Raw genomic sequence first — 21,677 nt, forward strand, 5'->3', positions numbered from 1 at the left:
TAGCATGAGTAGTTTTACAGGCAAAGCCGAAACGGATGATAACCACCTACTGAAGTAGGTGGTTTAGGGCTGAAAATGAAAAAAGCGAGCATGATGCTCGCTTTTTATTTTTCCAATCTCTTAATCTTAAACCGCTCTAAATGAAACAGACAACTTCGGCGCGTTTATTTATCTTTTTTGAACACGACCCACTTTAACGAGCCATTGGTTTCAAAATCGTTCTCAGCGGTACACATCAGTAATACGCCTTCAACATTAATCACGGCCCCTGTGGTGTAGGCTTTATCATCGTAGTAACAGATACGCTGACCTACCTTACCGTCAGCAACTATTAGCGCTTTGTTTTCTGGTGTACTGTATGATTTAGCAAAAACGGAACCCGACAGCAGTACTGCAAAAACACCAGCGGTAAAAATAGATACACTTTTTAACTTCATGAAAATCTCCCTCAAACCTCAATAATACTAACAAGGACCCTTGTGAAGTTCTTGGAAGAATCTCATATTATTCAAATATCTACTGATATTTTTCTCACCTCTACACTTGGGTCTGCTTCACATTCAATCATTTAATTTATCTCATTTTAGTAAGCTTGAAGTTACTTAGCTCAGTAAAGAAGTGCACACTTTTAACGTGTATCTCTAATTTGAATATTTAAGTTATGAATCAAAAACTGTGAGCAAAAAATGCATAATAGGTTTATTTAAGTATAAGATAAGCACCTGTTGATCTCGGTATTTAACTAACTCTTTGACTATGCGTTTTGTTTCCCTATGCATTACTTCAATCCTGCTCTGCTCGTCTCCTTTGGCATATGAGCTAGATTACTATTCTAAGTTTGGTCACATCGATAATTACGGCAATCTTGATCTTAGAAACAAGCCTTACACCCAACTCCCCTCTGGCCTAGTGGTAAAGGGCAACTTAAACATCTCACAAACCCCTATCAAAACCTTGCCTAAAGGGCTTGATGTTGAAGGCAGTCTGGAAGCAACTAACAGCGCACTCAAAGTTATTCGCTCAGGAACAAAGATAAAAGGCTATGCAAACCTACTAGGTAGTAAGATCGAAAACTGGCCTAAAGGCATCAAACTAGGCGGTTACCTAAATCTGACAGATACACCGTTAAAAGCGCTTCCAGCTAAACTTCGAGTAAAAGGTGATCTAAGTGTTATTCGCACTCCCATTTCTGAACTTCCTGAAGGATTGGTGGTTGATGGTAATCTTTATATTGGAGGATCAGCGCTGAAAGTATTTCCAGACACAATGACGGTGAAAGGGAATATCTATTTAGGTGGTAACAGGATCACCAAATGGCCTAGCAATTTAACCCTTGGTGGCGCCGTCGCACCTTAAAGAGCAGATAAACAAAAGCCCCGGCAGGCCGAGGCTTTAAGGCATTCTGAATCAACAGAGTTCAGTGACGAAGATTACTCTTGGTTATTCACAGGATTAGCATAGCTCGCCACCAAATAAGGTCTTGCGCCTTCAGGTAGCTGATCCAACTTATCCGCGAGATGACGCTTAACCGCTTCCGTAATGATGCTCGAATCTTCATGCCCAGCAGCTAACAAGTTGATTGGGTACAACTTGTAGTTGTTGTGAATTTGGCGGTCGATTTCACCAGCAAGAGATTCCGGCGTTTCAAACTCTTGCTCAATCACATCACCAAACGCAACATGTACACGGCCTTTATAGCCAACGATACCTTGAATGATGCTTTCGATATCTTCAAATTCGCCTTTTTCATAGCGGCCATTTTCTGCTTTTTCGTACAGCTCTTTTGCTTTGGCAATGTCACATGGATCATTTTCATAGGCAATCGAGACAGGAACGATTTTCAGAGAACGCGTGTACTCACCAAAGCTGATCTTTTGTTTACGACCTTCAACATGGAACATTTTTAAAATCGCAGGATCAGTAAAGTCGTTTCCATCTTTAGCACGGCCTTCCTTTTGGGCAATCCAAATTGAATTGCCAGTATCAAGCGAATGTTTGATATAGCTTGACAGTTGTCCCAATGCTTTCATCATTTCTCTAGGCGCTTTAGCAGAGCGCTTAACGATGAAGCTCTTATTGAGTCGCATCAATTCTGTCGCACATGGCTTCTTCAGCAGGTTATCGCCAATCGCTATACGAACTGTACGGTGCCCACTTTGGTACAAGCCATAATTTACGAGCGCAGGGTCCATCGCAATATCACGGTGGTTAGAAACGAATAGGTATGACGTGTTTTTATCCAGCTTATCCAAACCAGAAAAAGTGACGCCATCCGTTGTCTTATTCAATGTATCTTTCAGATACTTCTTCACTTCAATCTGAATTGCTTCGACAGAATCAAGCTTGCTCCACTTGGCTTTCAGGTAGATGCGCAGGATCGGGCTCATTAGCGTTTTGAACCATGCTGCTTTATTAGCAAAGCGATGTTCTAGGATAGCAGTGATAAATTCATCATCTTGGATTAGACGATCCAGCGCTGCTGGAATTTCTTCGTCGTTGTAAGGACGAATTTCAATATAAGGATCGGTATTGGCTGTCATTGTTCATTACATATCAAAAAAAGCTGGCACATTTTACGCATAGTTTTGCTGACAAGCAGCATTTCAACCCATACTTTTAACATGGTCATACCAGTTAAGCCACCATTTATCATGCTAAAAAATTCTCTCAGCCGGTTGGAATCGTATGGGTTTAACGTTACCCTTAGCGCCAAAAAACACTGGTACTCATAATGAACTACGCAATTGAATTTCACGACGCTAAATACCCCTTTCTTGATGTAGCTGCGCGTAAAAAAGCACTGAAGCACAGTCTACTATCTGTCATCGAAGGGTTAGCCGTCATTAAATTGGGTAAGCAGGAGTATGCCATTGAACCAGGCCAATATTTTTGGATTCCTCAAGGATGTTTGAGCTCCCTCACCTTTTTACCTAATTCTCGTGTATATCGTTGTGATTTTTCTGTGCGTTTAAATGACGACTTCTCACAACAGGCGGGCTTTGTGAAGCCTTCACCGCTACTAAAAGCGCTCGTCGAGAAGCTAGCAACAACTGCCGAACGCTCGGATCTGCAAACCGATCTACTGACAGTAGTAAGACATGAAGTATTGACGCTGTCTCCTAAACTAGCGCACTCAACGTTAACGAGAACCATCAATCAATGGACTCCTGGCTGTGACATGAATATTTCTAAAGAGCTTTGCTTGGTACTAACACTACGTGAAGCAAGAAAAATGAAACTGTCGGGGAAGAAGGAAGAGCAAATTGTTGACTCTCTTTTTGCTGGTAACACCGAAGAATATGAACAGCTTTGCTTTTTAGTCTTTGGAGAAGCGCTATAACTTGCTCTTCAACAAGCTACGTGTTCAGCATTACGTAGAATTACGGACACAGAAAGTAGATTAAAACAAAAAGGGCGTACATTGATAATGTACGCCCTTTTTTCATTTGCTTGAGGTGTCTAGAAAGGTACCTCTATCTGCATCATCCAGTCAGCGTCATAATATTCGTGCCAACGATAATCAAACCGCATTCTTGGCTGTCCGTCGGATTTATCACCAAAACCGACGCTGAACATCAACCCGTGACTACGAAGCCACTCTTCTGTATCCATTTTACTCTCTTCGTCTCGGAGCTCTTCCGGCATCCAAAAACCAAGACCAAAGTAATTCTTTTCTAAGTTTTGAGTTAGAAGTGGGGTGTCTTCCGGCTTAATCGCCCACTCCTCCCAATAGTTTTCTGTTGGTCCTTCAAGCTTCGCTTCCGCTGCATACCAAATCAATGCTTCAGTACTTAACACGTCGATGGAATCTAAAATTTCTTCACAGATTGGAAGCGTGTTATCTTCAAACACCACGGAACGATCAGAAAAATAGTTACACGCGGAATGAGCTTGTGTCACCACAAGCAGCGCACATGCACTAAATAAAACGACTCTGACCATGAAAATCTGACCTCTCAGTTCCCAGACAATGTTTCTCTGTATAAGCCTTTACTAAGTAATAAATCACGTACGGAAGGTGTTGTATAGGCGCCGATCTCTTCACCCTCGGCCAATGCTTTGCGAATATCCGTGCTTCTGACTTTTACTTTTTCAGGACATGCCATAACAGTCCAACGTTCCGTAATCTCTTCAGCTCTACTAAATTTAGCAAATTTGAAGAAATTATCAGGACCAATGACAAAAGTTATATCGGCAGTTGGGTAGATTTCTTGAATTTTTTCTAACAACGCATAGGTCGTCACACTTTGTCCAGGTTGGTATAAAGCTTGCTCTGCATCAGAACGCTGAACATTAGAAAGCCCCATATCCTTGATGAACACATCAACCATTTTGCACCGAGTTGGGTAATCAAGCATGTTCTTGCCCCAAGCGTGTGCAATGCTTGGCTCAAGTAGCACAAGATCAAAGTGGCTCAAAGACTCAATAACACTTTTATGCCCTAAACTAGGTGGGTTAAATGCACTACCAAAAATGGCGATTTTTTTCATATCCGGTGATTACCTGGTTGAAGAGAGTTTTCTAATCTGATGATTTCGGTATGATACTACTAATCTTTACAGCTTTTGACCCTAAAGTCGCGTTTAATGAGCCTCAACTGTATGGTTTATCACCATTTGAGCAAATGTGCTTTAGAGTCTGAAATATTTGCAGGAAAAGGAACCCTAAATGGAACAATCCATCCGTGACGAAATGCGCGTACTCCCTTCAATTGATCCGCATTTTGAAATTGAACGCCGTGTCGCTTTTATTAAGCGTAAATTGCAAGAAGCGGGCTGTAAGTCTCTTGTTCTTGGCATCAGCGGTGGCGTTGACTCAACGACATGTGGTCGTTTAGCTCAGTTGGCTGTAGACCAACTAAACGAAGAAGCGGACAACAATAGCTACCAATTTATCGCAGTTCGCCTGCCTTACGGGGAGCAAAAAGATGAAGATGAGGCTCAGCTCGCTCTGTCTTTTATCCAGCCAACCCATTCTGTATCGGTGAACATCAAAGCAGGTGTTGACGGGCTTCATTCGGCTTCTCACGTTGCATTAGAAGGCACAGATCTTCTACCAACTGATGCAGCAAAAGTCGACTTCGTAAAAGGCAATGTAAAAGCGCGTGCTCGCATGGTTGCTCAATACGAGATCGCGGGCTACGTAGGCGGCCTTGTTCTTGGTACTGATCACTCAGCAGAAAACATCACTGGTTTCTACACTAAATTTGGTGATGGCGCTTGTGACATGGCACCATTGTTCGGATTAAGTAAACGCCAAGTTCGTGAAGTGGCTGCTACATTGGGTGCACCTGAGCAACTAGTGAAGAAAGTGCCAACAGCAGACTTAGAAGAGCTTGCTCCACAAAAAGCAGATGAAGATGCCCTAAGCCTAACTTACGAGCAAATCGACGACTTCTTAGAGGGCAAACCTGTTCCACAGCAAGTGAGTGACCGTCTGGTAGCGATTTACAAAGCAACGCAGCACAAACGCCAGCCAATCCCGACGATTTACGACTAAGCGATATTTTCAGCTCTCTTTAAAACTCAAAACGCTGCTAAAAATAGCAGCGTTTTTTTGTCTAGGAACAGTTTTTGTCGAAGGACAAAATTGCTCTCGCCTAGTTGGTTACTGTTACGTCCGTCTCTGGCACAGCACAACACGCCAATACGGTTCCCATTGCACGTTCCTCATCTGTCAACGCAGGCACGTCCGGATGATGTACTTGACCCGACGTAAGCTGAACCTTACACGCGCCGCATAAGCCAGCACGACAGCTATTGCTAACAACCTTCCCTGCGTCTTCAAGCTGATCTAACAACGTTTTCTGATTATTCCCTACAACTTTCGTCCCATTGAAATCGATCGCTATGCTCTTCTCTGGTCTTGAAGTGACTGAAGATACGCCAAACGCTTCTTGATGGTAGTTTTCTTCTGGCAGCCCTTTTCTTAGCAGGAGATTTTTCGCTTTCTCCATAAAACCATCAGGACCACACACAAACACTTGGCGCTGTTCAACATCTTTGATTTGCTTAATGTGTGACAAACTTAAACGCCCTTTCAAACCAAACCAATCAACAGCAGGTTGCGTTAAACAGACTTTTACTTCTAGCCCTGGGTGCTCACGCTTTAACTGCTCCAACTCTGAGCGACAAGGAATATCATTCTCGGTGCGACATTGATGGTAGAAAACCACATTATCCAACTGATTGTGATCCGCTAAGTAACGCACCATTGATAACATTGGTGTTACTCCGCTACCCGCAGAGAGTAACAGCAGAGGCTGCGCTTCATGCGTTTTAAGGTGGAACTGACCGTCAGGTTGTTCTGCCTCTAAAACATCACCGACTTGTAAGTTGTCTAAGAGTGAGTTAGAGACTCTTCCACCCGCGATACGCTTTACAGAAATAGCATAACGACCCGGGCGAGAAGGACTGGATGATAAGGTATAGCGTCGACCCACTTTCTTACCATCAATATTCACCTCTATTGGCAGGTGTTGTCCTGGCAAGTAATTAGGCAACGAACCTTTGTTTGGCTCTAACCATAAGGTCACAAAGTCTTGGGCAATTTCTTCACGCTCAACACATGTAAGCTTCATGCGCACTGGCGAGTTATCTGCGTAAAACTCCGGCTCTTTGTACTCCAATACTTCAACTTTATCGCCTTGACGAATAATGCCTTCATTTCGCGCGACAAGATTCTGGCCAAAGAACACACCACCGACATCGTTTGCACGGAACTGTTGCAAGGTTTTGAGCGGCTCTTTGCTCTCACGGAATGTGCCTCTTTGGGTATTCACCGTAGTCAGGATACAGCGCTCGCAAGGTTTGAGAGACTCAAACTCTACCTCACCGATTCGTATGCGCTTCCATGAATCTTCTTCAAATGGCTTAGTATCAGAGACAACTAAGTTAGTACGAAACTGATCCATTGAGTGTAGCTCTGAACTTCTTCGGTTCAGCTCATCAAGTGAAGCTTGGCTGATCACTAAAACCGGATAACCATCAGCAAAACTGACGTTTTGACCTAGCTTTTCACGGACACGATTCGATTGCTCACCACTAAACAACAACTCAACGCGCTGCCCCAACACACGACTAAACCAGTCATCTGCATCATCTGTCGTGGTATAGGCAGTAAACGTATCTTTCCAAACCGTTGCAGGTGTCTCCTGCATTTTGAAATCTTGGTAACGGATTTTAAGTGGCTCCATACCCAAACTACTAAACACCACTCCATCGGACAATAAGGCAGACTTAATGGTTACCATTTGCGGATACTTTCGCGCAGTGATCATCGAGCCATCAGCTTTCGCAATCATAAAGCGACGATCGAAGCTCAATCCTTGCTTCTCAACCCATACGGACGACAGCGATAATCCGCCAACTGACTTAACCGGAAAAACATTAATTTGGGATAAAACGGGTTGCGACATGGCCTTCTTCCTACGGGTGTTTTTTATTTGTTGCGGTATTGTATACTCAAATCACATTAAGTTGCAGAGTCTGCTGCCTCTTCATCCATTGCAACTTTCTCGAAACCATATTCTTATAAATTTGGTTTTAGTGACAAGTATTTACTACACTCAATATTCGCGTTTTTTAACACCGTTCTGACCAAATACCGTTTGATAAAGTGTGATACGACACACATAATTCACCCAAGTTATCACTACTCCCATTTATCGATTTGGAGCTTAATTATGGATACAAGAAAACTGGTTCTGATTTTGTTATGTATCTTTCTTCCGCCTGTCGCGGTGTTTATGGAGAAAGGTCTAAATAAAGACTTTTTGATTAATCTAATATTGACGTGTTTCTTCTTTCTACCAGGTACGATCCACGCGCTTTGGTTAACAATGAAGTAACCACTTACACTCTCACTCTTTATAAAATTGAAAAATGGGATGAAATATGAGGGCAATTCCTCTATCATCCTGTCGCCTAAGCGCAAGCGTTTGCTCAAAAGCAAATACGGCGCTTAGGCTCCAATCAGACAACTTTTCAATGGTGGGAGCAATTAATGACAACACTGACTATCACTCGTCCTGACGACTGGCACGTCCACTTACGCGATGGGGAAGTTCTTAAAGACACCGTTCGCGACATCAGCCGCTACAATGGCCGTGCGCTGATTATGCCAAATATCATCCCACCTGTTACTACAACTGAGCTCGCCCTAGCCTACCGTGACCGAATTCTCAAAGAGCAACATGGCGAACAGTTTGAGCCTTTAATGGCGCTTTACCTTACAGATAACACGACACCAGACGAAATACGTAAGGCTAAAGCCACCGGACACATTGTTGCTGCCAAGCTCTATCCTGCTGGCGCCACAACAAACTCAGATTCCGGCGTGACCAATGCGAAAAACATTTATCACGTTTTAGAAGCAATGGAAGAAGTAGGAATGTTACTTTTGGTTCATGGGGAGGTAACACATCACGATGTTGATATCTTCGACCGAGAAAAAGAATTCCTTGATACTGTCCTCGCTCCTATCGTCAATGACTTCCCTAATCTTAAAATCGTTCTAGAACATATCACCACCGCCGACGCAGCAAACTTCGTTAGCAACGCCTCAGACAACGTAGCGGCTACCATCACTGCCCACCACCTTCTTTTCAACCGTAACCACATGCTTGTGGGTGGTATTAAACCTCATTTCTACTGTTTGCCAATTCTTAAGCGCGGAACCCACCAGCAAGCGCTGATCGAAGCAGCAACTAGTGGTAGCAAGAAGTTTTTCCTAGGTACAGACTCAGCGCCACATGCGAAAGGGGCAAAAGAATCGGCTTGCGGTTGTGCTGGTTCTTACACTGCACACGCAGCGCTAGAGCTTTATGCAGAAGTCTTCGAAAAAGAAGGCAAGTTGGAAAACTTGGAAGCTTTCGCAAGCTTCAACGGTCCTGATTTTTACGGCATTGCACGTAACACAGATACAGTAACGTTAGAAAAATCCGCTTGGGATGTGCCAGAAACGATGCCATTTGGCAATGATATCGTTGTGCCTATTCGCGCAAATGAACAGATCGAGTGGAAAGTGAAGTAAGTACTTTACTGACGTTTCACCCATAAAACAGGGTCATGCTTTTTGTAAAAAGAAGTCATGACCCTTGTTATTATCGTCTCATGTTTTAGATGTGATTATTGACCACGAAGCTTTTCAACCATCGTCCATACCGCAACCACAACCAACCCCGCCACAAAGCCGATAATACCGTTCAATAAAATAGGCAAAATGGCTGTAGCAACCGAATGACCACTAAAGTTCATAATAATCGGCTCTACAAAGTGATGAATGGCTGGCACGTTGTGCACCACAATTCCTCCACCCACCAAAAACATCGCAGCAGTTCCTACAATGGTTAACAACTTCATCAACTTTGGTGCAAAAGCGACCAAGGCCCCTCCGACTTTCGCCACCCAACCTTTACCGTTTGAGCGACTTTCAAGGTAAAGGCCTAAATCATCTAGCTTCACAATCCCAGCGACTAGTCCATAAACTCCAACCGTCATAATCACTGCAATTAAACTGACAACTAAAATTTGCGTAACAAGACTGGCTCCTGTCACGGTACCTAACGCAATCACGATGATTTCTGCTGAAAGGATAAAGTCTGTCCGAATCGCACCAGAAACTTTACGCTTTTCATACTCTTCTATCGACTCGCCAGTATTAACTAGCTCATCTTCTTCTTCGTGCGGATGCGAGTGAGGAAACACTTTCTCAAGTACTTTCTCTGCCCCTTCAAAGCAGAGAAATAAGCCGCCAATTAGCAATAATGGCATGATAAGCCATGGAATAATCGCGCTAATAAGTAAAGCTGAAGGAACTAAAATCAATTTATTTTTGAATGAGCCTTTTGCAACCGCCCAAACCACTGGAATCTCTCGCTCAGATGCAACACCAGACACTTGTTGAGCGTTTAACGCTAGATCATCTCCCAACACACCTGCGGTTTTCTTTGCAGCCATTTTTGACATTAAGGCGACATCATCAAGCACCGTGGCAATATCATCCAACAGTGTGAGTAAACTTGCTCCAGCCATTTTTTGTCTCTTATATGAAATTGAGTAAGTAACAAAATGTAACACCAATGAATCACTCATCAAAGTGATGATTTTGCAAAGAATACCACCCCAAATGGTGTTTTATATTGCCGTAAAGATAAGACAGGTCTAGTCTTGTGATACCTTTCAGCAGTCAAAAGAAAAAGTATAGATGAAAAGTGGATACATTTACCCGATCGGTACTCCTGGCCAACCTTGGAACGAAGAAGAACGTAAAACTTGGTTAGCAACGCAAGAAGTAAAACGTAGCTACCAAGATGAAGTCGTCAGTAAAATCGATGCCCTACGCGAGCGTTTTGATGTTGAACAATATGGTGCGCTCTCATACAACGAGGCACGCTTCCCTCTGTTTTGTATCAAAACACGCAATTGGGATTCAACTAAACCTGCTGTGTTGGTCACAGGCGGCGTGCACGGTTACGAAACCAGCGGTGTACATGGCGCATTAAAGTTTGTAGAAACAGAAGCAGAGCGCTATGCAGAGCATTTCAATATTGTCGTTGCACCCTGCGTAAGCCCTTGGGGTTACGAGGTGATCAACCGCTGGAATCCAAACGCGATTGATCCAAACCGCTCTTTCTATAAAGACAGCCCTGCTGAAGAGTCCGCTAACCTCATGAAGCTCGTTGCAACTTTAGGCGATGTGTTAATGCACATTGATCTACATGAAACGACAGATTCTGACGAAACTGAGTTCCGTCCAGCCTTAGCTGCTCGTGATGGTATTGAGTACATTGAAGGTATGATCCCAGATGGCTTTTACACGGTGGGAGATAGTGAAAACCCTCAGCCTGACTTCCAAAAAGCGGTCATTGAGTCAGTTGCAAAAGTGACTCACATTGCACCAGCAGATGAAAACGGCGAAATCATTGGTTCACCCGCCGTACAGTTTGGCGTTATCAACTACCCAATGGTAAAACTGGGCCTGTGTGGCGGCGTAACAAATTGCGTTTACGGCACGACAACGGAAGTGTACCCAGACAGCCCAACGGTGAACGACGAAGAATGTAACGATGCACAGGTTGCAGCCGTGGTCGGTGGTTTGAATTACATAATCGCTCAGCTATAACAATCGATTCTTGTATTGCTCCGGTGTCATGCCGGAGTATTTCTTGAACATCGCGATAAAAGGGCTAGCTTGGTTATAACCTAACGTCAGAGCGACTTCTTTTACGGTCTGCCCTTTACGCAGCAACTCCATAGAATGTAAATATCGCACACGTAAGCGCCACTCAGTAAAGCTCATCCCTAATTCACTCTGGCAATGTCTCGCTAACGTGCGTTCTGTGGTATGCACTTTTGCCGCCCACTCCGCCAAACTGATCTCATCCGTCGGCGATTCTTCTACTGCTTTTAAAATCGGTTCAAGATACTTATTGTCGGTAGTCGGTAAAAAGTGATGTTCGACTTCTTGCTTTGCAAGCTGGTCCAATAACACTTGTACCAAGCGCTTGTCTTCATCAGTTTGCGCCACATTAATGTCTCGCTGACGAAAGTCCTCAATAATAGATGACACGATTGGAGTCACTTTGATCAAGCTCGTTTTAGTTGGAAAATGCGCCGTCAATTCAGGGGCAATATTCAAAGAACAATATTCGATTGGCTTACGGTTGTAGCTAGTGTGACGAATTCCGGCGGGAACCCAAATAGCAAGATGTGGAGGTGCTAGAAATCTTGTGTCTTCTGCATCCATCTCCAGAATCCCACCGCTGATCAGTTGCACTTGCCCCCAAGGGTGGCTATGAATTCGTGTTTCTGTATTAGAGAGAAACGCTTCGAAATTCATAAATACATCTGATGGCGCACGATCGATTGATAAGGAGGGGTGAAGATTTCTGGCGCTCTTTTTCAAAATTGTCTTCCTATCGCTTACGATGTCTTTTAAGAGATACTTTTTATTATAAAGACCTGCCAGACTAGCGCCATCAATAATTGTGCTATAGGGTTCTCATGATTTATTTACTTCCGTTTTTCACCGTTATGATTTGGGGTGGTAACTCAATTGTGAACAAGATGGCTGCGAGCGCCATTGAACCAAGTGCGATGAGTTTCTACCGTTGGTTTGTCGCAATGGTACTCCTAACGCCATTTTGCCTGCCTGCAATCATCAAACAACGACACATTATTCGACCTTACTTAGCTAAGTTGGCGTTTCTTGCGTTACTTGGTATGGTTCTCAACCAGTCACTTGGATACTATGCCGGTTTAACAACAACGGCCTCTAATATGGCCCTGATCACCTCTTTAGTTCCTTTGATCAGTGTGTTTTTAAGTGTCCCATTGCTCGGTAAATCTATATCAATGTTAAGTATCGTCGGTGGTGTCATTTCGCTCGGCGGCTTGGCATTTATGCTTGGTCACGGTGATATCACTTACTTTTTACATCAAGACTTAACGCAAGGTGACAGCTTAATGCTCGTTGCTGCCATGGTATACGCGGCTTATTGTGTTCTGCTAAAGCGCTGGAAAATGCCATTCAGTAGTTTGACTCTGGTTTACATGCAGGGCTTCTTTTCTGTTTTGATGCTCACACCACTTTGGCTCTCTAGTGAGCAACTGTTACCAAGCCAAGACGCGCTACCATTAATCGCTTATGCTGGTATTGCTGCTTCCATTTTCGCGCCGCTGATGTGGGTCAAAGCGATTGATTCAATTGGTGCTGATTCAAGTGCTATGTTCATGAACCTAATGCCTGTGGTTTCCGTCATACTTGCTTCAACACTAATTGGTGAGAAAATTTACGCTTACCACATTATTGGTGGGTTGTTAGTCATCTCTGGCGTTATCTTGTCGCAAATAAACGTAAGACAGAGAAAACCATTATCCAATTCTGAGATTGCCTCTACCGCCAATTAACATCTACACCCCAAGCCACAGAACTACGCTGTGGCTTGTCACTTCCAGCGTTCGAATAAAAGTTAATATTTTGTTTCATTCGCTATTCCCGAAAATTCATCTTGCTGCTAAATTGGGAAAACAATAACCCATCAAGGAAAGACAGATGAGCAGTGGTCAAAGAGACATTACCCTTCGCTTTTTAGCAGAACCCAGCGACGTAAATTTTGGCGGAAAAGTGCACGGCGGCGCCGTAATGAAATGGATCGACTTGGCAGCGTACGCCTGCTCTGCAGCGTGGAGTGGTAAATATTGCATTACCGCATATGCTGGCGGCATTCGGTTTGTTGCGCCGATTCATGTCGGCAACTTAGTCGAAGTTAGCGCGAAAGTCATTTATACCGGACGAAGCTCAATGCACATTGCGATTGACGTGCAAGCCAGTGATCCAAAGCAAATGAAAAACAGACTCACCACTCACTGTATCGTTATCATGGTTGCTGTAGATGAAAACGGAAAACCAACCGATGTACCGAAATGGATTCCAGAGTCAGATGAAGACAAAGCCTTAGAGCAATCCGCGATCCGTCTTATGAACATGCGTAAAGAGATTGGGGAAGAAATGGAAGCACACGTTAAATATCTCAAGTAACTGGCATCCGTTAAGAACACTATTAAGTACCTCAACGTTACCCAGACCCAGAGTGTGGAGCAACATCATGGTTTTGCCATTTGTTTCACGCTCGCCCTTCTCTGTCATAAATCCTTCACCTAGCTTTGCTTAAATCCATCCATTATTTTAGAGTTGGATAGAGTTTGGATCTTGAGACTAAAAGAAACGACCTTAAGTGAAGAGACGTTGACCAATTTAAAAGCGGTCGAGTACCAGTGGGTGAGAACCATGTACGTCGAGGGGTATAACGAAACAGAAATTAATCATTACATTCAAACTTGCTTTGGCGGTGACGTTACCTTTGCTAATCTATTTCGTCGCGTCGCACTGCAGCAAGAAAGTTTGTACACGCTGCTTCAATACGTTGGATGCGCACCTTCCAGCCGAGAGTTTTAATCTCTTCCTTCCCTACCTCAATTTAGCTTTTTACTAAGCTCTAGTTATTTATGTGAAGTGCTACGCAGGGCATTATTCAAGCCCTGTGTAATCCATTGCAAAGCCGCTAATCTCTATCTACTTATTGCACAATTGCCTTTAACAGGCATAAAAAAACCTGAGTCTAAACTCAGGTTATGGTTACAAAAACTGTTAGTGATTGAATCGTAAGGAACTAAGCTAACAGCCAGCTATGCGTAACGCCAATAAAAGCCAAGATATTACTGATCGGCGGCCAAACCAAAATTGTAATATCCGTGCTAAGTATAAGGGCGACCATGTGGTCGCCCTTTTCTAGTTATTCTTATCAATCTCAGACCACAAGAGATTATCCTTTCACACCACCAGCGGTTAGACCACCAACCAACCAGCGCTGCGCAAGTAAGAATACGGCAGTGATTGGCACTGCTGAAAGTACAGCAGCTGCGGCAAAGTCACCCCACAAGTAGTTTTGTGGATATAGGTATTGCTGCATACCCACTGCAAGTGTGTACGAGTCTACATCAGAAAGCAGTAGTGACGCTACAGGAACTTCACCAATTACCATGATGAACGACAATATGAAGACTACCGCTAGGATTGGCACAGACAGTGGCAGCAATACCAAACGGAATGCTTGCCATGGTGTAGCACCATCAAGAGCCGCTGCTTCTTCTAGAGACGAGTCAATACTTTCGAAGTAGCCTTTAATGGTCCAAACGTGCAGTGCGATACCGCCTAAGTAAGCGAAGATCAGACCGCCATGCGTGTTCAGACCAAGGAAAGGAATGTACTGACCCAGTTTGTCGAACAACGCGTACAGAGCAACCAGTGCCAACACCGCAGGGAACATCTGGAAGATCATCATCGCTTTAAGAATGGTGTTCTTACCTTTGAACTTCATACGAGCAAACGCGTAAGCCGATGTGGTTGATAGCGCCACGATTAGGATTGCAGAAATACCACCCACTTTTACCGAGTTCCACAGCCATGTCATTACTGGGAATGGTGGCGGTGTAACTGTACCGTCTGGATTAGTCACCGAGAAACCTAATGCCAATTTCCAGTGATCAAGTGTTGGGTTGTCTGGGATCAGGCTACCCGTTGCAAAGTTACCTTCACGGAATGAAATCGCGATGATCATCAGTAAAGGGAAAATAATCAGTGCCAAGAATGCCCACATTGCAATATGAGTAGCCCAAACACGATACTTTAATGACTTACCTTGTACCATTGCCATTGTAATTTCTCCTTAGTCCTGAGCTACTTTAGTTACGCGTAGGTTGATAAGTGCCAATGCGCCAACCAATAGGAAGATAAGCGTTGCTACTGCACTTGCTAGACCGAAGTCTTGACCACCAGCACCTTCGAATGCGATTCGGTAGGTGTAACTTACTAGCAGGTCGGTGTAACCCGCAGGCTCTGATGTACCAATCATGTTTGGACCACCGCCAGTCAACAACTGGATAAGTACGAAGTTGTTGAAGTTAAATGCAAAACTCGCGATCAACAATGGTGTTAACGGCTTCAACATCATTGGTAGTGTGATACGTGTGAAGTTCGTGACAAAGTTCGCACCATCAATTGCTGATGCTTCATAAAGATCATCAGGAATCGCTTTTAGTAAGCCCATACACAAAATCATCATGTAAGGGAAACCAAGCCAAGTGTTCACAATTAAGATCATGGTTTTCGCCATGAACGGGTCAGAGAACCAAGCCGGGCTAATGCCGAACAAGCCTTCCAACAACATGTTGATCTCACCAAAGCTTTGGTTAAACAAACCTTTAAAGATCAAGATAGAAATAAACGCCGGAACTGCATAAGGCAGGATTAGCAACAAACGGTAAACTGAGCGACCTTTAAGTGCTTCCCACTGAACCACACTGGCAAGGACAAGACCAATAACAAGCGTAAACAATACGGTTAGCGCAGAGAAAACAATGGTCCAGATAAAGATACTGATAAACGGCTCTTTGATACCATCATCTTTCCAAACACGCTCAAAGTTGTGGGTACCAATGTTCACCACGAAACCTGGTGACACTGTGCTGCCAACAAATTGACCGTTTTCATCGACAGGCTGGTAGTAACCTACTTCCATATTTGGACGTAGCGTTTCTTCAGTCCGGTTGTTGTAAAGCGTTTCACCATCTTCTTGTAATGTGTACAAAGGCACAACTGCAGCAAATTTGCGCAGCCCACTCATACGGATATCATCACCGCTTGGCAAATGTAAATCGACACTGCTCAACGCACTGCGGTTCTTAACAATCGCCTTGATTGATTCTTTTTCACCCGTCACTTCTTCAATTGGTGAAAGATCAAACTCCGATGCTGAAAGGTTATCAAGCTGAAAAGTCGGGCTTGCAAGTAGCTCACCATCTTTTTCAACCACAAGTTGATGGCCTTGCTCCGTTTTATACAAAGTGAACGGGTAGCTATCACCACTTTGGTAAGTTCGGTCCAAAAGTACGTTCTGAGCGCGATCAAAAGAGAGTTGGTTCTTCGCGCTATAGTTGGTAAACGCCAAACCTATGGTGTACGCCAAAGGAAAAAGAATGAAAAGGATCATCCCTGCTATACCAGGGTAGATGTAACGGTGTGCGTACGTCTTTTTGCTACCAAAGATGAACAACGCTAAAGCGGTAAGAATGAGCGTAAGTAGTGCAAACGCAATCTCACCGCGAGAATACATAAGGATTGTTGCGTAGCCATTGATGATGCCGACTGTGCCTAAAAGTGACCATTTCATGAACACTTTTTTGCTGCTCGGAAGGCTGGCTTCTGGTGCTGTCATAGCATTTGTACCTTGAACTGACTGCATAGGGAACCTGCTAGCGAATATAGAATAAATATAGAAAAGTAAGGAGGAGTTGCCTCCTCCTTAAAAAGGTCTTACTTAATTATTTAGTCATTTGTTTTTCTGCATCTGCAAGAGCAGCATCGACAGTTTGACGACCGTCAACTACGTTGATGATTGCGTTCTTAGCCGCACCCCAGAATGCGTTCATTTGAGGGATATTTGGCATGATTTCGCCGTTCATCGCATTGTCCATTGTTGCTGCGATACGAGTATCTGAATCTAGCTCACGTTGGAACGAGTTAAGTGCTACCGCACCTAGAGGCTTATCGTTGTTAACCATACGTAGGCCATCGTTTGTTAGTAGGTAGTTCTCAATGAACTCAACTGCTAGGTCTTTGTTTGGAGACGCAGTGCTGATACCAGCCGTTAGAACACCAACGAATGGCTTAGAAGATTGACCTTGGAACTTAGGTAGCGTAGTCACGCCGTAGTTAACGCCAGACTTCTCAATGTTGCCCCAAGACCATGGACCGTTGATAGTCATCGCTGTTTTGCCTTGGTTGAACGCAGACTCAGACACTGAGTAATCCATATCCGCAGAGATTACGCCTTTATCAACTAAGCCTTTTACGAAGCTCATTGCGTCTTTAACGCCTTCTTTCGCGATACCAGCGTCTTTAACATCGTAACCTTCAGAAGTGTATTTAAACGCGTAGCCGCCATCAGCCGCCATTAGTGGCCAAGTGAAGTACGGTTCTTTTAGGTTCCACATGATTGCAGACTTGCCGTCTTTTTTAAGTTTTGCATCTAATGCTGCAACCTCTTCCCAAGACTTTGGTGGGTTTGGAACTAGGTCTTTGTTGTAAATTAGAGATAGAGACTCAACCGCAACTGGATAGCCGATCAATTTACCGTCGTAACGTACTGCATCCCAAGCGAAATCAACGATACCTTCTTGAATATTCTTAGAAGGTTTAATTTCTGCTAGCAGGCCAGCTTCTGCGTAACCACCGAAACGGTCGTGAGCCCAGAATACGATATCAGGACCGTCGCCAGTCGCTGCAGTTTGAGGGAATTTGTCTTGAAGGCCATCTGGGTGAGCCACAGTCACTTTAATGCCTGTGTCTTCTTCAAATTTCTTACCAACTTCAGCAAGGCCGTTGTAGCCTTTATCACCGTTGATCCAGATAGTAAGTTGTCCTTCTTCGATGGCAGCATTAGCACCAAAAGAACCCAAAGCAACAAGAGTACCTAGTGCTACAGCGCTTAACTTTTTCATGTTCGTATCCTTTTTATATTTTTGATGTAGGGCTAGTCCATTGAGGTTCAGCCGTATTTCGACATATATCATCTGAAATAATCCAATATGTCTCATCCTCCTAATCCCTACGCCCTTACAATTATGACGTATTTTCGTGATCTAAATCGCCAAGGGTAAGAGACTCAAATCACAAAATGGATAGTTCCTGTGATCGGTTTCAACTTTAGGTGGTGCAATAATGTGATTTCCGACCAACTGCTTTCTTCCTCCTCCTTTTTTACTCCTCCCTTTCTACTCCCCCTACAATTATTTCTATTAGGAGGATGTCGCACTACGCACAATCTTAGAAACTGCAGTCATCCAAGAGTGGATGGTAAGAACCCTTTCCCAGCAGTGCCTACGTATTAGGAAAAAGATTTGCTGGTTTTGCATTGCCAGACGAGTGGAATGTCATTATTAGTGTTGTTTGTGGTAATTATTTCACGGGGGAGACAATACGAATAATGTGGGGGAGAGAAACTCGTACTTGGCTATGATGGGTAGCACTTCTATTCAGGACATTTTATTGAAGTGCTACCCTACTTTTCTTACCAACCGCAATAACTTACCGATTCCTACTGTTACTGCTCGCTAGATAATTCATATAATGATGAGCGGTGAATAATAAAAAATTGATCGAGGACGAGCTACATGGCGAGTGTCACGTTAAAAAATGTTTGTAAAGCGTATGGCGACGTACTGATTTCTAAGAACGTAGACCTAACAATCAACGAAGGTGAATTTGTTGTTTTTGTAGGTCCATCAGGTTGTGGTAAATCTACCCTTTTACGTTGTATTGCCGGTCTTGAAGACATTACTTCAGGTGATTTGTATATTGGTGACCAGCGCATGAATGACGTCGAACCATCCAAACGTGGTGTTGGTATGGTATTCCAGTCTTACGCTCTTTACCCGCACCTTAACTTATATGACAACATGTCATTTGGCTTGAAACTAGCAAAAGCAGACAAAGCAGAAATCGACAAGCGTGTTGAACAAGCAGCAGAAATCCTACAACTAGGCCACTTGCTTGAGCGCCAACCAAAAGCACTTTCTGGTGGACAGCGTCAACGTGTGGCGATTGGCCGAACATTGGTATCGCAGCCAAATGTATTCCTTCTAGACGAGCCACTATCAAACTTGGATGCGGCACTGCGTGTAAACATGCGTGCACAAATTACTAAGCTACAACGCCAACTTGGTTGTACCATGATCTACGTAACGCACGATCAGGTAGAAGCGATGACAATGGCAGATAAAATCGTTGTACTAGACGGCGGTTATGTATCGCAAGTTGGTAAGCCGCTTGAGCTTTACCATTACCCACAAAACCGCTTTGTAGCTGGCTTTATCGGTTCTCCGAAAATGAACTTCATGAGCGTATTCATTGATGAAGTAGAAGCAGAGCGCGTCAAAGTTCAACTATCTAACGGCGTATCTTTCTGGATTCCGGTGGATGGTACAACAGTTAACCGCGGCGACCGAATGTCTTTAGGCATTCGCCCTGAGCACCTATTATCCGCTTCTGAAGCTGATGCAAGTATTCACGGTGAAGTGATGATTGTTGAGAAGCTAGGTAACGAAACTCAAGTATACCTAAACCTAGAAGGTGCGGACGCCGACGTTATTTTCCGTCAGCCTGACACGCTTGCAGTCGACACTGGCGATAAAATCGAGATCGGTATTCCAGCTCATCGTTGTCACCTGTTCCACAGTGATGGTCGCGCATGCCGCCGCCTATACAAAGAAAACGGCGTAGAAGTCGAATAATTCATTCGTCCTTACTCAAAAAAATCCCTCTCAAGTGAGAGGGATTTTTTTATCTTAATAAATATCAGCAATTCGATACTAAATCATTAATCGTGAACGAATCAAATCACCCGTTTCTTCTACCCTCACATAAACCATTGTCTTTGTACTGATACTTCATTTTTAATACTTTTCCTCATTCCTCATAAGTAAGTACCAGCTTTTTCCTAACCCGCCAAACTTAGCCAAAGGGCTAAATATCATTCTTATTTCCACTTACCTCAACAAAGCAAATTTTTACACTTATCAACGAAATTACACGTGACAAAAAACTCAGCAGCATTCCACAGAATGCTCTGTGCACTAACTACTAATAACGTTCACGACACGGCAATTGGGGAAGACACCCAAGGGCGGTAGCGTGTCAGAAGGGAAACTGAGTCATGAAACAAAAAGGACTTATCCGCTCTCATGAGATGGAGTTCGCTTTTTTATATCGCATCTCAGATCTTGCTGTCATCGTCTCTTTTATGCTGCTTTTAGTGTTCAAAGACATGAATACTGCGATGGGGAAAGATTACGTCATATTGGCTTTCGTTGGAGGCATCTCCTTTCTATTTATGGCAGAAAGCGGCAATCTGTATCGCTCTTGGCGAACCAGTTCGTTTAAAGAGCAGATGTTTATTGTCTGTGTTTCTTGGGCGGTGACTTCTGCACTTATCTTTATTGTGCTGTATTTTTCTGAAGTCCATACCTTATTTGATAACACAATTTTAGCGCTGTGGTTTGCGATTACGCCCGCTCTGCTCTTAGCATGGCGAGTAACATTCCGTACCGGATTAGCCTATTTGAGAAAAAAAGGATTCAACACTCGCACTGCGATCATCATCGGCCAAACTCCTCACGGCATTACCCTAGCTAACGAAATTCAAAACCACACAGAACACGGTGTTCTTTTTGATGGCTTTTACGACGAACGATCTTCCGACAGATTGCCAAATTCTGATTATCCTATTAAAGGAGCTGTTGACCACGCCCTTGAGCGAGCTAAAAAAGGGGAAGTAGATTACGTCTATATCGCGATGCCAATGCACGCAAAAGAACGCATTGCGTCACTTCTTAACCAATTCTCAGATACCACCGCAAATACGTATCTGATTCCCGACTTCTTCACTTATAACCTTTTACATTCTCGTTGGGCGCAGATCGGCCAAGTTCAAACACTAAGTGTCTTTGATACACCTTTTGCTGGAATTTCTTCTTGGGTAAAACGGTTTGAAGACATCTTGTTTTCGAGCATTATTTTGGTCTTAATCGCCCCTATTCTATTCGTCATTGCGATCGGCATTAAGGCAACTTCTAAAGGCCCTGTCATCTTTAAACAACATCGGTACGGTCTTGATGGACGCAAGATTGAAGTCTGGAAGTTCCGTTCAATGACAACCATGGATCAAGGTTCCAACGTGAAACAGGCGACAAAGAACGATCCTCGTATTACGCCTTTTGGCGGATTTCTGCGTCGCACCTCTTTGGACGAACTGCCTCAATTTATCAATGTACTGCAAGGGACCATGTCTATTGTCGGCCCACGCCCTCATGCCGTGGCACACAATGAAGAATACCGTCAGATCGTGGATCGCTACATGCTACGTCACAAAGTAAAACCAGGCATTACTGGCTGGGCGCAGATTAATGGTTATCGCGGCGAAACCGACACCTTAGAAAAAATGGAAAAGAGGGTCGAGTTTGATTTGGATTACATCCACCATTGGTCGGTTTGGATGGACATCAAAATCATCTTTATGACCGTTTTCAAAGGCTTCACTGGTGCTAACGCTTACTAAG

21 protein-coding genes are annotated in these 21,677 nt (G+C 43.8%); 11 read left to right on the forward strand and 10 right to left on the reverse strand.

Annotation, left to right across the window (positions count from 1 at the left end; genetic code table 11):
- Window positions 1-164: 164 nt before the first annotated feature.
- Window positions 165-437, reverse strand: a complete 273-nt coding sequence (locus R7Q38_RS09190) for a YnjH family protein (RefSeq protein ID WP_005375306.1) — start codon at window positions 435-437, stop codon at window positions 165-167.
- 319 nt (window positions 438-756) lie between these two features.
- Here R7Q38_RS09190 and R7Q38_RS09195 point away from each other — a divergent pair, with 319 nt between their 5' ends.
- Window positions 757-1,356 (forward strand): hypothetical protein, encoded by a 600-nt coding sequence (locus R7Q38_RS09195; RefSeq protein ID WP_025998668.1) that lies wholly within the window; start codon window positions 757-759, stop codon window positions 1,354-1,356.
- 74 nt (window positions 1,357-1,430) lie between these two features.
- On the opposite strand, the gene R7Q38_RS09200 is transcribed toward R7Q38_RS09195, so the two are convergent.
- A complete protein-coding gene (locus R7Q38_RS09200) occupies window positions 1,431-2,540 on the reverse strand; it encodes a 1-acyl-sn-glycerol-3-phosphate acyltransferase (protein WP_005385027.1) in 1,110 nt (369 codons plus the stop codon).
- Window positions 2,541-2,731: 191 nt separating this feature from the next.
- On the opposite strand from R7Q38_RS09200, the gene R7Q38_RS09205 reads away from it, so the two are divergent.
- The gene (locus R7Q38_RS09205) at window positions 2,732-3,340 is read left to right on the forward strand and encodes a hypothetical protein (protein WP_005375302.1); all 609 of its coding nucleotides are present in this window, start codon (window positions 2,732-2,734) and stop codon (window positions 3,338-3,340) included.
- Window positions 3,341-3,459: 119 nt separating this feature from the next.
- Here R7Q38_RS09205 and R7Q38_RS09210 read toward each other — a convergent pair whose 3' ends face one another.
- Window positions 3,460-3,942, reverse strand: coding sequence for a hypothetical protein (locus R7Q38_RS09210; protein ID WP_136976509.1), 483 nt, complete (start codon window positions 3,940-3,942; stop codon window positions 3,460-3,462).
- 14 nt (window positions 3,943-3,956) lie between these two features.
- Window positions 3,957-4,490: a nicotinate-nicotinamide nucleotide adenylyltransferase gene (locus R7Q38_RS09215; RefSeq protein WP_065275432.1), complete on the reverse strand. Its 534-nt coding sequence runs from the start codon at window positions 4,488-4,490 to the stop codon at window positions 3,957-3,959.
- A 178-nt stretch (window positions 4,491-4,668) separates the two neighbouring features.
- On the opposite strand from R7Q38_RS09215, the gene nadE reads away from it, so the two are divergent.
- Window positions 4,669-5,499: an ammonia-dependent NAD(+) synthetase gene (nadE, locus tag R7Q38_RS09220; protein WP_136976510.1), complete on the forward strand. Its 831-nt coding sequence runs from the start codon at window positions 4,669-4,671 to the stop codon at window positions 5,497-5,499.
- Between the two features lie 100 nt (window positions 5,500-5,599).
- Here nadE and R7Q38_RS09225 read toward each other — a convergent pair whose 3' ends face one another.
- Window positions 5,600-7,417 (reverse strand): hybrid-cluster NAD(P)-dependent oxidoreductase, encoded by a 1,818-nt coding sequence (locus R7Q38_RS09225; protein WP_136976511.1) that lies wholly within the window; start codon window positions 7,415-7,417, stop codon window positions 5,600-5,602.
- Between the two features lie 267 nt (window positions 7,418-7,684).
- On the opposite strand from R7Q38_RS09225, the gene R7Q38_RS09230 reads away from it, so the two are divergent.
- Together R7Q38_RS09230 and pyrC are read left to right on the forward strand one after the other, a co-directional pair.
- Window positions 7,685-7,849, forward strand: coding sequence for a YqaE/Pmp3 family membrane protein (locus R7Q38_RS09230; RefSeq protein ID WP_005375297.1), 165 nt, complete (start codon window positions 7,685-7,687; stop codon window positions 7,847-7,849).
- Window positions 7,850-8,004: 155 nt separating this feature from the next.
- Window positions 8,005-9,033, forward strand: a complete 1,029-nt coding sequence (gene pyrC / locus R7Q38_RS09235; protein ID WP_239938530.1) for a dihydroorotase — start codon at window positions 8,005-8,007, stop codon at window positions 9,031-9,033.
- Between the two features lie 95 nt (window positions 9,034-9,128).
- Here the strand turns inward: pyrC and R7Q38_RS09240 are convergent, their stop codons facing one another.
- Entirely contained in the window at window positions 9,129-10,034 is a 906-nt protein-coding gene (locus R7Q38_RS09240; RefSeq protein ID WP_025768513.1) for a DUF808 domain-containing protein, read from the reverse strand.
- A gap of 172 nt (window positions 10,035-10,206) precedes the next feature.
- Between R7Q38_RS09240 and R7Q38_RS09245 the strand changes: the two genes are divergently transcribed.
- A complete protein-coding gene (locus R7Q38_RS09245) occupies window positions 10,207-11,124 on the forward strand; it encodes a M14 family metallocarboxypeptidase (RefSeq protein WP_239938529.1) in 918 nt (305 codons plus the stop codon).
- Here R7Q38_RS09245 and R7Q38_RS09250 read toward each other — a convergent pair.
- Window positions 11,119-11,907, reverse strand: a complete 789-nt coding sequence (locus R7Q38_RS09250; protein WP_005385013.1) for an AraC family transcriptional regulator — start codon at window positions 11,905-11,907, stop codon at window positions 11,119-11,121. The genes R7Q38_RS09245 and R7Q38_RS09250 overlap by 6 nt on opposite strands.
- 98 nt (window positions 11,908-12,005) lie before the next feature.
- Between R7Q38_RS09250 and R7Q38_RS09255 the strand changes: the two genes are divergently transcribed.
- The 3 genes from R7Q38_RS09255 (at window position 12,006) to R7Q38_RS09265 (ending at window position 13,959) form a co-directional block, all read left to right on the forward strand.
- A complete protein-coding gene (locus R7Q38_RS09255; RefSeq protein WP_239938528.1) occupies window positions 12,006-12,911 on the forward strand; it encodes a DMT family transporter in 906 nt (301 codons plus the stop codon).
- A gap of 145 nt (window positions 12,912-13,056) precedes the next feature.
- The gene (locus R7Q38_RS09260; RefSeq protein ID WP_005375279.1) at window positions 13,057-13,542 is read left to right on the forward strand and encodes an acyl-CoA thioesterase; all 486 of its coding nucleotides are present in this window, start codon (window positions 13,057-13,059) and stop codon (window positions 13,540-13,542) included.
- Between the two features lie 171 nt (window positions 13,543-13,713).
- Window positions 13,714-13,959 (forward strand): hypothetical protein, encoded by a 246-nt coding sequence (locus R7Q38_RS09265; protein WP_005375277.1) that lies wholly within the window; start codon window positions 13,714-13,716, stop codon window positions 13,957-13,959.
- A 367-nt stretch (window positions 13,960-14,326) separates the two neighbouring features.
- Here R7Q38_RS09265 and malG read toward each other — a convergent pair whose 3' ends face one another.
- The 3 genes from malG to malE form a co-directional block, all read right to left on the reverse strand.
- Entirely contained in the window at window positions 14,327-15,217 is an 891-nt protein-coding gene (gene malG / locus R7Q38_RS09270) for a maltose ABC transporter permease MalG (RefSeq protein WP_005375275.1), read from the reverse strand.
- 12 nt (window positions 15,218-15,229) lie between these two features.
- Window positions 15,230-16,804 (reverse strand): maltose ABC transporter permease MalF, encoded by a 1,575-nt coding sequence (gene malF, locus R7Q38_RS09275; RefSeq protein WP_005375273.1) that lies wholly within the window; start codon window positions 16,802-16,804, stop codon window positions 15,230-15,232.
- A gap of 79 nt (window positions 16,805-16,883) precedes the next feature.
- A complete protein-coding gene (malE, locus tag R7Q38_RS09280) occupies window positions 16,884-18,062 on the reverse strand; it encodes a maltose/maltodextrin ABC transporter substrate-binding protein MalE (protein ID WP_005375272.1) in 1,179 nt (392 codons plus the stop codon).
- 672 nt (window positions 18,063-18,734) lie between these two features.
- On the opposite strand from malE, the gene malK reads away from it, so the two are divergent.
- Complete coding sequence (gene malK, locus R7Q38_RS09285; RefSeq protein ID WP_005375271.1) at window positions 18,735-19,853, forward strand: maltose/maltodextrin ABC transporter ATP-binding protein MalK; 1,119 nt, start codon at window positions 18,735-18,737, stop codon at window positions 19,851-19,853.
- A gap of 422 nt (window positions 19,854-20,275) precedes the next feature.
- Window positions 20,276-21,676 carry an undecaprenyl-phosphate glucose phosphotransferase gene (locus R7Q38_RS09290; RefSeq protein WP_017821251.1) on the forward strand — a complete coding sequence of 467 codons (1,401 nt, stop codon included), beginning with the start codon at window positions 20,276-20,278 and terminating at the stop codon, window positions 21,674-21,676.
- The last annotated feature ends 1 nt before the right edge of the window (window position 21,677 follow it).

The organism is Vibrio sp. Vb0598, from assembly GCF_033338935.1.
GTDB classification, from domain to species: Bacteria; Pseudomonadota; Gammaproteobacteria; order Enterobacterales; family Vibrionaceae; genus Vibrio; species Vibrio alginolyticus.